This is a genomic window from Spirosoma panaciterrae DSM 21099 (genome assembly GCF_000374025.1).
GTDB classification, from domain to species: Bacteria; Bacteroidota; Bacteroidia; order Cytophagales; family Spirosomataceae; genus Spirosoma; species Spirosoma panaciterrae.
In genome coordinates this window covers 84152-98412 of record NZ_KB893186.1, presented here as the reverse complement: position 1 = coordinate 98412, position 14261 = coordinate 84152, and the positions used below count along the sequence as shown (strand labels likewise).

The following is a 14261-nucleotide window of genomic DNA, read 5'->3' as shown; positions in this document are numbered from 1 at the left end:
CCTTTGTTATGAATCAATCTAATTTTACCCGAAAAACCTGGCTGACACGCTGGAAACGGCCGTATACCGTGGCGTTGAATAGTCTGCTGGTGGTGGGCCTGGCGTCGTTTGTGGTCGATGAAGGGACCATGAAGCCCGACGAGAGCCGATTTACCCCCGTTGTTCTGGCCGAAGATCTTGATGAACCCATGGTGTTTGAAGTCGCCAAAGATGGGACGGCCTATATCATCGAACGGAAAGGGGCTTTCAAAAAATATGACCCGATTACCAAAACGGTCGACCTGATTGCTACCATCCCGGTCAATACCAAATACACCTCGGCCGAAGGGCGGGTGACGGAAGCTGAAGAGGGGCTGATGGGGTTAAGTCTCGATCCCAATTTTGAGCAGAATCACTGGGTGTATCTGTATTACGCACATCCAACCGAGAAAAAACATATCCTGACCCGCTGGGAATTGCGGGATGGTAAACTGGTCGACAAGTCGGAGAAAGTAATGCTCGAAGTGCCCACGCAGCGCGAAGTGTGCTGCCATACGGGTGGCGGCATGACCTGGGACCGGACCGGGAATCTCTATCTGACCGTTGGCAACAACACGGGCAACCAGCAGGCGGCTCAAACCGACGAGCGTCCTGGCCGCAGTAGTTGGGACGATCAGGGACATGCCGGAAATACCGACGATCTGCGGGGGAAAATCCTGCGCATCCATCCTCAGCCCGATGGAACCTACACCATTCCCGATGGAAACCTTTTTCCGAAAGGAACGGCTAAGGCCCGCCCTGAGATTTATTCGATGGGGCACCGGAATGCCTGGCGTATTTCGATCGACAGCAAAACGGGCTATGTGTACTGGGGGGAAGTTGGCCCGGATGCAACCTCCGACTCAGAAATTGGTCCAAGGGGGTATGATGAGTTGAACCAGGCCCGGAAACCCGGTAATTTCGGCTGGCCGTGGTTTGTCGGCAATCGGCAGGCATTCCCGGTATATGATTATGCCGAAAAGAAGCCACTGGAGAAAAAAGACCCCGATCATCTGGTCAATACTTCGCCCAATAACACAGGGTTGCGGGAGTTACCCCCCGTGGCTCCTTCGTTCATCTATTACCCGTATGGCGTTTCGGAAGAATTTCCTTTGGTCGGCACGGGGTCTCGGTCGGCAACGGGGGGACCGATCTACCACCAGGCCGACTTCAAAGGAGCCAAGCGCCCCTGGCCGGCTTATTACGAAGGCAAATGGATTGCCACTGATTTCTCAAGAGGCTGGATTATGGCCATCACGATGGATGCAGAGGGCAATTATAAATCGATGGAACGTTTCCTGCCTAGTTACCACCCGGTTGAACCAATTGATATGAAGTTTGGCCCGGACGGGGATATGTATGTACTGGAATATGGAAGCAACTGGTTCCGGAAAAGTAACAACTCCCGACTGGTGCGGATCGAATACAATGGGGGCAACCGGAAGCCAATCGTGTTTGCATCGGCCAGTAAACAGGGTGGAACGGTTCCGCTGAAGTTAACCCTGCTGGCCGATGGCACGAAAGACTATGATGGCGATAAACTGAAATATCAGTGGAAAGTATCGGCACCAGGTGTGGCTCCGAAAGTGTTTAATGAAGCCAATCCTGCCGTAACCTTCGACAAGCCAGGTGTGTATACTGCCCAACTTACGGTAACTGACCCAAAAGGAGCCTCTAACAGCCAGTCGGTGAAAATTATTGCGGGCAATGAACCACCGTCCGTGGCTGTAAATCTGACCGGCAACAAAACGTTCTTCTTCCCGAACCAGCCCATTCAATACGCGGTTAATGTCGACGATAAAGAGGATGGTAGCCTGACGGATGGTAAAATTACACCGGCCCGAGTGGCTATGAGTATTGATTATACCTCCGAAGGGTTCGATTATGCGGAGGTGGTTCAGGGTCAGCGAAGTGTGGATGCCTCCACACAGTACGCTGTGGCGCAAGCTCTTATCGCCCAGAGCGATTGTAAAGTTTGTCATCAGGTAGCTACGAAATCAGTAGGGCCGATGTTTACGGCCATTGCTACCAAATACAAGGGCAGTGCCGATGCAACCGAGAAACTCGTCAAGAAAATTCGCAATGGTGGTGTAGGGGTTTGGGGTGATGTGGCAATGCCCGGACACCCGGCTATGTCGGTAGCCGATGCCGAAACCATTGTGAAGTATATCCTGAACAGCAATGAGAAAACGTTCAGCACGTTGCCAACGAAAGGAACCTATGTGGTTAAATTGCCTGAAGGCGACAACGGGCAGGGGTCCGTATTGGTGCGAGCCGCTTACACCGACCGAGGGGGCAAAGGCATTCCGGCGCAAACCTCTGAGAACCTGATTGTACTTCGCAGTGCTCAGGTGTATGCCTCGAGTGCAGCCGTTGTGAAGGGAGCAGAGCTGAAAGCACGGGGCATGGGGGCTGGAATGAACGTGATTCCGTACGCTAATTCATACATCGGTTTTCAAAAACTTGACCTGACCGGGATCAAAAAACTCGACCTGAATGCCTCGGCTCAGCGCCGGGAAGGGAGCGCAGGCGGCACGATTGAAGTACACATTGATTCGCCCACGGGCCCAATGATTGGTGAAGCTACGCTGGAAGTGGCACCTGAGGTAGATATGGCGAAGCTGATGGCGCAAATGGAATCGGGAGCGGCAAATCAACCGGCTGCCGGGGCGCCAAAAAGTACATCAGCCACTGCGGGCGCTACCCCGCCCCCCGCCAATCCATTCAGACGGCCGATTCCATCGGTTAAAATGACGCTGAAGGATACCGAGGGCATACACGACGTTTACTTTGTCTTCAAAAATGACAAGGCCAAGTCAATTCAGCCCTTAATGTCGCTGTCGACAATAAAATTTATGGACGCCGTAAGTCAGTAAATTGATACATAACAAGCTGAGGGTCATTGTTTAAAAGGTGTAGTGGTCTTAAAATCAGGCAGCTGCGTTTTTTAAGTGATGACCCTCAGCCTGTTTTTAAACTTTCCGATCGTCTGGCGAGTTGCTAAAAATTAGTGATGAAGTAAACGCATGCCGGAAGTTCCGGTATTTTTGTAGCATTATTACAACAAACCATTTGTATCATGGCACAAGCAAAATCTGGCGACACTGTTCAGGTTCATTATACTGGCACGTTAGCTGATGGAACGATTTTCGATTCGTCGGCAGGACGAACCCCCCTTGAATTTACGGTGGGCAGTGGCCAGGTGATTAAAGGCTTCGACGAAGGCGTTGCCGGCATGAACCAGGGCGAAAAGAAAACGATTAACATACCCGTCGAAGATGCGTATGGCGCAGCGAACGAAGAAATGATTTTTACGCTGAACCGCACGGATATTCCCGACGATATTCCACTTGAAGAAGGGATGACCCTGAATATGCATGAGGACGGGAATCCCCGGCCCATTCCGGTCATTGTTCGTAAACTCACCGATACGAACGTCACTTTGGATGCAAACCATCCTCTGGCTGGTCATGATCTGACTTTCGAAATCGAACTCGTCGGCGTCAAGTCCCCCTCTGGCTTAATTTTGTAGGTAAATCGACGAACGTACGGTTGATTCGTTTACCAAACAGCGGCAGGAACCCGATTCGAATCGGGTTCCTGCCGCTGTTTGGTAACACTCCACTAAAATAGGGCGGCTTCGGTACCGAACGGCTGATCAGCCACCGGATGGGGTAAAAAGTGGACGTTGGAATCCGTTCTTTTCGCAACGCATTTACTTCACTAAGTCTTCCAGTTCACGAAGTGCGGTTTGAATACCTCGTAGGTTAGCGCGGGCTACATAGGCCGCCAAAGCTACGGTTATAGCCCCGACATTCAGGGCAACTACGGGATCGCCGATGCGCGCCAGACTGGTTTGGGCTTCTGTGGTGGCTTCCAGAATTTGGTTCGCCATAGCAATTGCATTCGTAAAAGCAGGGCGGGCCGTATGACTCTGCAAATCCTGAGATCGGTTCAGCAGACTATTTTGATAGGCGTTGAGGTCGAGCTGCTGCTCATGTGACAATTCGGGCCAGTGGAGTACCTGGTATTCATTCAACGCACGGGCCATAGCGCAGTATCCACGCGTGATGTCAAGGATTTGGTTGGGTGTAAAGTCTTCCATAAACAGATTCAGTAAGAATCGGCTCATTACGATGCAAATCAAATTGACTTGCCAGGTTAAGATAAAACACGACCCTGCACTATAGCCTAACTTTTGAACGAACGGTCAAAATAAACGAGATTCAACCTCCCGTTTCACTTTGGTTAAACCCGAACACTACATAATCCGTTAACGGATTATGAATGGAATAGCACATACCGTTGGGTACGCCTGTATCAATCTGAGTTTACAGGCGGAAAAGATCACCACCAATCGGGGAATGGTCAAAAAAACCTTCACCCAGCGGGGGATTGCCTATGCCTCCGAACTGGCGTTAAAAAACGTTCAGGACCTGCTCAAAATCGTAGACTGGAATCTGAAAAATGAGATTCGGTTGTTTCGCATTTCGTCGGATTTGTTTCCCTGGGCCTCAGAATACCGCATGACCAGCCTCCCCGATTTCCCGGAGATTCGGGCTACACTCGAAGAAATCGGCAGTCGCCCGATTCGGCTAACGATGCATCCGGGGCCGTTCAATAAGCTGGCAGGAGAAGGGAGTGTACTGGCAAATACAATAGTGGATCTGGAGTATCAGTCCGAAATTTTTGATCTGATGGGACTCGTACCGTCGCATTGGAATAAGATCAACATTCACGTAGGGGGAACCTATGGCGACAAACTGGCTACATTAGGCCGATTTGCTCAGAATTTTCAGTTGCTTTCCCAAAACGTACGCGCCCGCCTGACCGTCGAAAATGATGATCGGGTAAGTCTATATACCGTTGCTGATCTGGTGTCGGTCTACGAGCAAACGGGTATCCCGATTGTGTTCGACTATTTTCATCATTCACTGAACCCCGGAACGCAGACAGAAGCGGAAGCATTTCTGACGGCCTACAACACCTGGGATGTGCGCCCCGTTTTTCATTATTCCGACTCCCGGCAGCAGTATGAAGAGCCCAAAGCCCGACGAGAGGCTCATGCCGATTGGCTGTATTCAATCCCGAATACCTACGGAAAAGAAGTGGACATCGTCTATGAATGCAAGATGAAAGAAAAGGCGCTTATGAAGTTGAGAAACGGAGGGCTATATTTTAGGTGAAAAGTGTAATCGTACGGATGGATACGCTATTTAAGTTTCTGTTATTCAGTTTTTTAACGCTGGATGGAGGCCTGGCTAGTCAATTCTGGATCGCTACTCTGGACAGCCAGCCCCGCATGTATTTTTCCTGGACAGGAGCCTTCTCCGCCAGATCAATGTAGCGATACCCCTGCAAAATGTTAAGCACCTTTAGGATCAGCGCGGGATATGGATGTGCATTCGTAAGCATAACCGTTTGCGGCCCTACCACTCCGTCAACAGCAATGTCGGGATAAAGCTGCTGATTCTGATTCAGTACGTTCAAGGCTCGTTGGAGAAACTGAGCTCCCACCGTAATACCCATGTTGACACTGGTATCAAACAGCTCATTCGCAATAGCCTGATTGGTGATGAAATCCAGTCGGTTAACATCCCAGTACCGGGCTTTGTAGACCGATCGAACCAAACGCATCAGTTCAGCATGGGCAAACATCACCTTATCATAGTCAGTACGTTTGGCGGTCTTCTTGATCTGGTCGATAAGCACCCAGCCCGGCCAATCGCTGTTGGCAATTCGGGAAATTCCTCCAAACGTTTCTCCACCAGGATCGTCTGGATCATTGGCGTATCCGGCTTCAATTTTTAAGGTGAGGGAGTAGGCTTTATCAAAAGCGGCCATCAGTACGTTTAGTTAATAAGCTTGAAAGGCGAAAGTTCCGGTTGGTGGTTAGGCAGCTGTCGGGCCTTTCGTTTAATTTTTTTCGCTTCAAACCCGACAGGTACCGACGAAACTGTTGGCTGCAAGGTACTGGCAACTACCTGAATCAGCCTGTCAGGCTTAGCCTTCGGTCGATTCGCTTACTCTCCGGTCAATTTTTCTTTGCCGCTGATAACCCGGTGTATCAACCAGGCTGGACTATTTGTCGGGACTTAATCTACCAGCCTGGACTAGTCTGGATATAAAAAAAGCCCGCTACCAGTGAGGCAGCGGGCGGAATCGGTAATGCGGTCAGGCTTGTCCGAAAAGACTGGCCGTAAAGTTGAGATTGTAGTGAACTGACCGGGGTGGGTCAATAAAGTGAAGAGAACAGCTTAGTGCCGAACATCAACACGAGTAATAAACTGCTTCTGACTGGGGCCTACCACGAACGTATAAGCACCATCGGGAAGGCTTGACAAATCGAATCGGCGGCTTTCACCTTTGAACGAATCCGTCTGAACCAGAACGTTTTGCGTGTCGTAAATAGCTACTGAAGCGGCCTCTACATTTTTGGCTGGCAGAACGACCTCAAACTTGTTTTTTTCGTAAGCTGTCAGGATTGGCTCAGCAACTTGTTTCAGGCTACGCTCATCAACCGAAAGTGCGTTCGATTTGATCGTAATTCCCTGCGACATCCACCAGGCGTTGTTACCGGCTGTCAGATAATACTGACCATCGGGAAGGTTGTTCAGGTTGAACGAAGTAGCACCTTTAGCGTTTTTAGCGATGAAACCCTGGTACAACACGTTGCCGTCGGCATCGATGATGGCCACGTCAACAGAAGCGCCAGGCTTTGTATATACACGTACTTTCTTTTGTTCGGACTTCTCAACTTTCACACCACCCATTCCTGAACCATTGTCGGCTTTGACATCTCCCATGCCTGCCAGACTCCATACTGACAAGAGTACAGCAATTGATAAACGGAACTTTTTCATTGGTTTGAAATTTTGTTTTAACCGTTACAAAATTGGGGTGTCAACTGGGTTTAATGCAATAGGTGTGGGCGTATACAGTTCTATTTCGGTGAATATTCTTTATTTTGTACAAATCGCTATTTGTTAAATGGGGTGATTGTTGGAAAAGTACAACAAGTCCCTTGTAATTACGTATAAATTGTATTTTTCTAATATTTCTAAAGAATAGGACTTTCGGCGTTTATGAACCTACTTTTTAGCTAAATAGTACCATTTTGTGATTTTTGGTATTTTTTTAAGATTCTGATTTCATATCGGTTAGGTAACTCGTATTAAAAGTTGCTATTAAAAAAGTACATTTTTTTAATTGAATAGCCATGCCTGGGTTAGAGCCAGTGGGTTGACCTTTTCGGGAAAAGGCTGTATTTATGTTCAACTTATCTCTAGGAACCATGCGAGCACTCGACTGGCAGCGCAAAATTTACCTGAATGGCTTCGCTGGAATTACCCCAGCAATCCCCCCTGATTTTAGCCAACTCGAACAGGCTGCCAGCCGACGCCTATCGCCCGAAGCGGTTGCGTACATCATGGGTGGGGCGGGGCATGAGCAGACTATCCACGCCAATCGAAAAGGCTTTGACCGATGGAAACTGGTGCCGCGTATGCTTCGGAATGTCGAAAACCCGGATTTAAGTGTTGAACTGTTCGGCCAGAAATTGGCCACACCTATCGTATTAGCTCCCATTGGTGTTCTGGAAATGGCCCATCCTGATGCAGATCTGGCGGTAGCGAAGGCAGCCACTCAACTACGCATCCCCTTTATATTTTCGAATCAGGCGTCGGTGTCCATGGAGGAATGCTCGGCGGTTATGGGCGATCATCTGCGTTGGTTTCAGCTCTACTGGAGCCGTTCACGGGAGTTGGTCGCCAGTTTTGTGCACCGGGCCGAAGCCTGTGGCTGCGGGGCCATTGTGCTGACCCTCGATACCACTATGCTGGGATGGCGAACCCGTGACCTGGCCCTTGGGTACTTGCCCTTCCTGCATGGAAAAGGCTTAGCGCAGTACACGTCTGACCCTGTTTTTCAGCAGTTACTCGACGATTTTATCAAGCAGTCTCCGGCTACTACACGACCTTCCATTACGTCAACTACCTTACAGCATCTTTTGGGAGCTATCCGGCGGTATCCCCGAGGGTCTTTTATAGACAAGTTACGTTCAGGTCGGGCCATAGGAGCCGTCTCACTGTTTTCCAGCATTTATACCAATCCAACCATCACCTGGGACGACCTATCTTTCCTACGGCAGCAAACCCGGCTACCCATCGTACTGAAAGGAATCGTACATCCAGATGATGCCCGCAAAGCCATTGACTATGGGATGGATGGCCTTATCGTTTCTAATCACGGAGGTCGACAGGTGGATGGGACCATCAGTACGATCGAAGCGTTGCCCGGTGTCGTAGACGCCGTGAAAGGCCGATTGCCCGTTTTACTTGATAGCGGAATTCGGGGCGGAGCCGACGTTGTGAAGGCTCTCGCGTTAGGAGCACGCGCAGTGTGTCTGGGCCGCCCTTACGTGTACGGGCTGGCGCTGGGCGGGCAGGCTGGGGTTGAAACCGTACTTCAGCATGTACTCGCCGATCTGGAGCTAACGCTTTGTTTGAGCGGGCATAAGTCGGTAGCTGAATTAGCGCCCGATAGTCTTCGAGCAGCCTGAGCAGCCGAATCGCTCGATGGGCACTATCTCAAATACACGATACATTAAATTCATTTAATATAGTTTCTCAAACTGGTAGCGGACGGTGATAGTTTGTAGTTTGGCCACCTGTCTTCCAGGTCAGGGGTTTCAGGTTACTGAGTTGGTCATGTCGATTACAGTGATTAAACGACATGGCTATTTGCTAAACATTTACGGTTTATACATTTATGGATCAAGTACTAAAAGGACAGGTCGCAATTATTACGGGGGCCAGCAGTGGTATTGGAGCTGGGGTTGCCAAAGCCTTGGCTGCCGCCGGGGCTAAAGTAGTGGTTAATTACCCGGTCGAGGCCACAAAACCAGCGGCCGATGCGGTTCTGAAAGAAATTACTGACGCCGGGGGCGAAGGGATGGTGGCCCAGTGCGATGTTAGTCAGGAGGCCCAGGTGATCCAGATGTTTGCCGATGTCGTATCGGCGTATGGTACCGTCGATATTCTGATCAATAATGCCGGATTGCAGCGGGATGCCAAATTTCATGAGATGACCCTTGATCAGTGGAACACCGTGATCAATGTGAACCTGACCGGGCAGTTCCTATGTGCCCGTGAAGCCATTCGGGAGTTTTTGCGTCGCGGCCCCCGACCTGAAGTATCGGTTGCAACGGGTAAGATTATCTGCATGAGTTCGGTTCATGAGCTGATCCCCTGGGCTGGTCATGTCAATTATGCAACCTCGAAGGGCGGTATCAAAATGCTTATGCAGTCGTTGGCACAGGAATACGGCGACCGAAAAATCCGGGTCAACAGCATCTGTCCGGGAGCCATCCAAACGCCCATCAACCGGGCCACCTGGGAAACACCACAGGCGTTGAACAGCCTGATGACCTTAATTCCCTATAACCGGATCGGACAGCCTCAGGACATTGGCAATCTGGCCGTTTTTTTGGCTTCCGATCTCTCCGACTACATCACAGGAGCCAGTATCTTCATCGATGGGGGCATGACGGTATTTGAAGGATTCGCAACAGGAGGCTAATAATTAACGAGCGAACGAGTGAATGAGTGAAAGCGCGAAACTACCTGAAGTATCGCTCGTTCACTCATTCACTCATTCACATTTTTCAATGACGACCGAACAACATCGTTTAGAAGCTCCTGCGTGGCGGCAGTGGGGCCCTTATGTTTCTGATCGCCAGTGGGGTACCGTCCGGGAAGATTACAGTGCCAACGGTGATGCCTGGAATTATACCACCCACGACATGGCCCGCAGCTATACCTATCGCTGGGGCGAAGAAGGGATTGCGGGTATTTCTGATGATAAACAACAGCTTTGCCTGGCCCTTGCGCTCTGGAATGGGAAAGACCCAATTCTGAAGGAGCGGTATTTCGGGCTGACCAATAGTGAGGGCAATCATGGTGAGGATGTAAAGGAACTGTATTATTATCTGGATAATACGCCCACACATTCGTACCAGCGGATGCTCTATAAATACCCACAGGCTGCGTTCCCCTACCAACAACTGGTAGACGAAAACAGTCGCCGGACGCGTCTGGAGCCAGAATTTGAACTGCTTGATACAGTAATTTTCGATGATGATCGGTATTTTGATGTGTTTGTAGAGTATGCCAAGGCAGGCCCCACGGATCTACTGATGACGGTGACGATCTATAATCGAGGGGCCGAAGCGGCTGAACTGCACGTATTACCGACGTTGTGGTTCAGAAATACCTGGATTTTTGGGGATGATTCCGATGGCGTTCCCAATTACCGTCCTTCGCTGGTTTTACAGCCCAATAGCTGTGTGTCGGTGGAGGACTCGGATCTGGGACGGTATGTACTGCATGCCGATGGGCAACCCGAGTGGCTGTTTTGCGACAATGAGACCAATCAGGCCCGTCTATACAGTAATCACAACGGGGCTGCTTACCCAAAAGATGGGATCAACGACTACCTGATCTATGGAACCCCAACGGTCAATCCAGAACATACAGGTACCAAAGCGGCTGCTCATTATCAGCTGACCATTGCCCCCAAGGGTTCGGCAACGGTTCGTATGCGGCTGGAGGCCCCTGGGCCATTGGGGGTTGAGTTGGCAGCACCTTTCGATGGATTTGATGCGATTGTAGCCAGCCGAAAACGAGAAGCGGATGCGTTCTATGACTCTATTCATCCAGCTAGGGCGACCCCTGATGAGCGACTGGTACAGCGTCAGGCTTTTGCAGGTATGCTCTGGAGCAAGCAATACTATTACTACGACGTAACGCGCTGGCTGGCTGGCGACGAAAACCATCCGCCACCACCACCCGAACGGCTGAAGGGACGCAATCATACCTGGTTGCAGTTGATTAATGCCGGTGTGATTTCGATGCCCGATAAGTGGGAGTACCCCTGGTATGCCGCCTGGGACTGGGCCTTTCATTGTGTTACCCTATCGGTTATTGATCCGGGGTTCGCCAAGCAGCAACTGATGATGCTCACCAACGAGTGGTTTATGCATCCGAATGGCCAGTTACCAGCTTATGAATGGAACTTCTCTGATGTGAACCCACCCGTTCAGGCATGGGCTGCCTGGCGTATTTATCACCTCGAACTGGAACGAAAACCACCCGGCGAAGAGGACCTGACCTTTCTTAGGGCTATTTTTCATAAGCTGATGCTCAACTTTACCTGGTGGGTGAACCGAAAGGATGAAGTGGGTAACAATATTTTTGAAGGCGGGTTTCTGGGGCTGGATAACATTGGCGTATTTGATCGGAATACGGTTTTTCCGGATGGGAGCCATCTGGAGCAGGCCGATGGCACCAGTTGGATGGCCATGTATGCCCTGAACATGATGCGGATTGCCCTTGAACTCGCTCGCAAGGAGTCGATCTATGACGAACTGGCGACCAAATTTTTCGACCATTTTCTGTATATCGCCGGAGCCATGACCAGTATTGGTCAAAACAATGAAGGGCTTTGGGACGAAGAAGATGCCTTCTTTTACGACCAGCTTCGGATGAGTGATGGCAGCGTTCAGCGGATGCGGGTTCGGACGCTGGTAGGACTCATTCCGATGTTTGCCGTGGAAGTGCTGGATGATGCCTTAATGAAAGCCAATCCGGCTTTTCTGAACCGAATGGTCTGGTTTCAGAGCCACCGACCCGATCTATATCATCAGGTTTCCCGCTATGATGAAAAGGGGAAAGATGAAAAGCGATTGCTTAGTTTACTGCGGGGCTTCCGGCTGAAAGCCCTGCTGGCGAAAATGTTGGATGAAACGGAGTTTCTGAGCCCGCACGGTATTCGGGCCGTATCGAAAGTGTACCGTGATCATCCCTATGAGTTTACGCTGGATCACACTACCTTTCGGCTGACCTACACACCTGCCGAAAGCGACAGCAACATGTTTGGCGGCAATAGTAACTGGCGTGGTCCTGTCTGGATGCCCACCAATTACCTGCTGATCGAAAGCCTGAATCGGTTCTATGACTATTTTGGCGATAGCTTTACCGTCGAATATCCGATCGGGTCGGGCCAGCAGATTACCCTTAAAGACGTTGCCCGCGAACTCACCAGCCGACTCATCAGCCTATTTACAACCGATGCAGCCGGTAAACGAGCCACGTTTGGGCAACACCCAAAATACCAGGACCCAAACTTCCGGGATTATGTGTTGTTTTATGAATATTTCGACGGCGATAATGGGCGGGGTGTAGGAGCCAGCCACCAAACCGGCTGGACGGGATTGGTCGCTGAATTGATCAATCGGAAGTATGGAAGTCTGGCCTGATCAATATTTTGTTTAACGAAGTGCGAAGGAATGAAACCGACGATCACGCTTGAATATTGCCCGAAATGTGGCTGGTTGCTGCGGTCTGCCTGGATGGCTCAGGAACTGCTGACGACCTTTACCGACGATGTGCATGGGGTTCTGTTGCATCCCTCTGAATTCAGTGGTCGGTTTTCGGTTCGGGTAAACGAGCAAGTTATTTTCGACCGGAAAGTAGAAGGCCGTTTCCCCGATATTAAAGAATTGAAGCAACTGGTGCGGGATGTGGTCAATCCAGAAAAAGACCTTGGTCACTCAGACCGGAAATAAGGAACTCGGTAGCCAGATATCTATACCCTAAGCCGCCTGCCCAGACTTCCGAACGAATCAGGAGTCTGAGCAGGCGGCTTATCATGACCTTTGGTTTAAGCCAGTACTGCTTCGACCTGTTTAACTAACTGGATTTCACTGAATAGTTTAACCTCTTCGCTAAGGGCGAGTCCGCCCGTTTCCAGGACGCCATTGAAGTTTATTCCCCAATCGCTGCGATTTAGTTTACCCGTGATGGTGTAGCCCGCTCGCACACCGCCCCAAGGGTCTTTGGTAATGCCGCTGTATTCAACCTGTAATTTGACGGGCTTCCGAACCCCTTTCATCGTTAAGTCGCCATACACCAAAAAGTTGTCCTCATCCAGTTTCTCGATGCTTGTGGATTGGAAACTTAACTGGGGATAGGTCTCGGCTTCGAAGAAATCGGAGTTGCGAAGGTGATGATCGCGTTGCTCATTATTGGTATGGATAGAAGCGATTTCGGCGGTGGCCCGTATCTGCGCTGTACTGAAATCGTCACCTTCTGTTTCGACTTCCACCTCAAATTGTTGAAAAGAGCCGGAAATATTGCTGATCATCAGGTGTTTAATCTTGAAACCTAATTCGCTGTGTGTGGGGTCGAGGACCCATTTCGTCGTTGTCATAGAGTTGAAAAAATTAGCATTCTGGATGATAATACCACTTGCGTCGGGCAGGTCAGCCTGACTAAAAATGAGATTGTCTAAAATAAAATCCGTTGGGAGGCCGGTACGGTGGCAATGTGTTTTAGGGTTCCTTGCCGATAGGCCTGATAAAGCTGTCGGATATCCTCCTGGTTATCAGCAATGAAGGGCCCGTGCGATACGATGGCATCGCCCTGTGGTTCTCCGGCATACAGAATGACCCGGCCTCCGGATTCACCCCCAGTAAGTATAAGGTCACTGAGCACCTTATCGGACGATCGATTCAGCCACGCTACCTGATCCTGCTGGATGTTGCTGGCTTTGTGGCCTACTTGTATGCTTCCGTCAATTACGTATAAAAAAGCCGTGTAGGAGGCCGGAATGTGCTGGATAGTTGTAGCGCCAGATTCTAACTGAATGTCTGCGATAATCAGGGGAGTATAGTTCTGGATTGGCGATTTGAGACCCGCCAGCGAACCGCTGTAAACCCTGACTGTCACCCCATTCAATGAATGCGTGGGAGCTTTCTCAAATGGAAGGTCCTGAACCCGTGGTTCGGTCCAGCGATCCTTTTTAGGTAAGTTCAGCCAGAGCTGTAACAGCCGCATCGACGTGTTCCGATCGATGATTTCCGAGTGGATGATACCACGTCCGGCGGTCATGAGTTGCAGATCACCACCTTTCAACCGATGAGCCTCGTCGCCCATTTCGCCTTCCAGCAGCAAAGAGACCGTTTCAAAACCTGCATGTGGGTGTGGCCCGCCAACGGGCTTTCCATCCTGTTTGTTGAGTCGATCATCCATCAGCATAATGAATGGATCACTCTCGGAAAAGTCGACCTGAATAACCGGGCTGGCTATATGGCCAGCTCCTAAAAAGCCCGGTTGAGCAGGTGGTGTATAGGTGTTGATTACTTCTCTACGAAGATTCATGGCATCGTTGGCAATCGAGCTGAT

General features: G+C 50.2%; 12 protein-coding genes. 7 read left to right on the top strand and 5 right to left on the bottom strand.

Annotated features, from left to right (window positions below):
* The first annotated feature begins 8 nt into the window (after positions 1-8).
* A complete protein-coding gene (locus B153_RS0117065) occupies positions 9-2894 on the top strand; it encodes a PQQ-dependent sugar dehydrogenase (RefSeq protein ID WP_020597951.1) in 2886 nt (961 codons plus the stop codon).
* 203 nt (positions 2895-3097) lie between these two features.
* Positions 3098-3550: an FKBP-type peptidyl-prolyl cis-trans isomerase gene (locus B153_RS0117060; protein ID WP_020597950.1), complete on the top strand. Its 453-nt coding sequence runs from the start codon at positions 3098-3100 to the stop codon at positions 3548-3550.
* A 183-nt stretch (positions 3551-3733) separates the two neighbouring features.
* Here the strand turns inward: B153_RS0117060 and B153_RS0117055 are convergent, their stop codons facing one another.
* A complete protein-coding gene (locus tag B153_RS0117055; RefSeq protein WP_020597949.1) occupies positions 3734-4150 on the bottom strand; it encodes a hypothetical protein in 417 nt (138 codons plus the stop codon).
* Between the two features lie 151 nt (positions 4151-4301).
* Between B153_RS0117055 and uvsE the strand changes: the two genes are divergently transcribed.
* Complete coding sequence (gene uvsE, locus B153_RS0117050) at positions 4302-5204, top strand: UV DNA damage repair endonuclease UvsE (protein WP_020597948.1); 903 nt, start codon at positions 4302-4304, stop codon at positions 5202-5204.
* 79 nt (positions 5205-5283) lie between these two features.
* Here the strand turns inward: uvsE and B153_RS0117045 are convergent, their stop codons facing one another.
* Both B153_RS0117045 and B153_RS0117040 read right to left on the bottom strand, forming a co-directional pair.
* A complete protein-coding gene (locus B153_RS0117045) occupies positions 5284-5862 on the bottom strand; it encodes a glycoside hydrolase family 108 protein (protein ID WP_020597947.1) in 579 nt (192 codons plus the stop codon).
* Positions 5863-6275: 413 nt separating this feature from the next.
* Complete coding sequence (locus tag B153_RS0117040) at positions 6276-6881, bottom strand: T9SS type A sorting domain-containing protein (protein ID WP_020597946.1); 606 nt, start codon at positions 6879-6881, stop codon at positions 6276-6278.
* 431 nt (positions 6882-7312) lie between these two features.
* Between B153_RS0117040 and B153_RS0117035 the strand changes: the two genes are divergently transcribed.
* The 4 genes from B153_RS0117035 to B153_RS0117020 all read left to right on the top strand — a co-directional run bounded on the left by B153_RS0117035 (position 7313) and on the right by B153_RS0117020 (position 12643).
* Positions 7313-8578, top strand: a complete 1266-nt coding sequence (locus B153_RS0117035) for a lactate 2-monooxygenase (protein ID WP_020597945.1) — start codon at positions 7313-7315, stop codon at positions 8576-8578.
* Between the two features lie 209 nt (positions 8579-8787).
* Positions 8788-9597: a glucose 1-dehydrogenase gene (locus B153_RS0117030; RefSeq protein ID WP_020597944.1), complete on the top strand. Its 810-nt coding sequence runs from the start codon at positions 8788-8790 to the stop codon at positions 9595-9597.
* Positions 9598-9685: 88 nt separating this feature from the next.
* Positions 9686-12334: an MGH1-like glycoside hydrolase domain-containing protein gene (locus B153_RS0117025; RefSeq protein ID WP_020597943.1), complete on the top strand. Its 2649-nt coding sequence runs from the start codon at positions 9686-9688 to the stop codon at positions 12332-12334.
* Between the two features lie 30 nt (positions 12335-12364).
* Positions 12365-12643, top strand: a complete 279-nt coding sequence (locus tag B153_RS0117020) for an Rdx family protein (protein ID WP_020597942.1) — start codon at positions 12365-12367, stop codon at positions 12641-12643.
* Between the two features lie 95 nt (positions 12644-12738).
* Here the strand turns inward: B153_RS0117020 and B153_RS0117015 are convergent, their stop codons facing one another.
* Complete coding sequence (locus B153_RS0117015; RefSeq protein WP_020597941.1) at positions 12739-13287, bottom strand: YceI family protein; 549 nt, start codon at positions 13285-13287, stop codon at positions 12739-12741.
* A 77-nt stretch (positions 13288-13364) separates the two neighbouring features.
* Positions 13365-14237 (bottom strand): pirin family protein, encoded by an 873-nt coding sequence (locus B153_RS0117010; RefSeq protein ID WP_020597940.1) that lies wholly within the window; start codon positions 14235-14237, stop codon positions 13365-13367.
* Positions 14238-14261 lie beyond the last annotated feature (24 nt).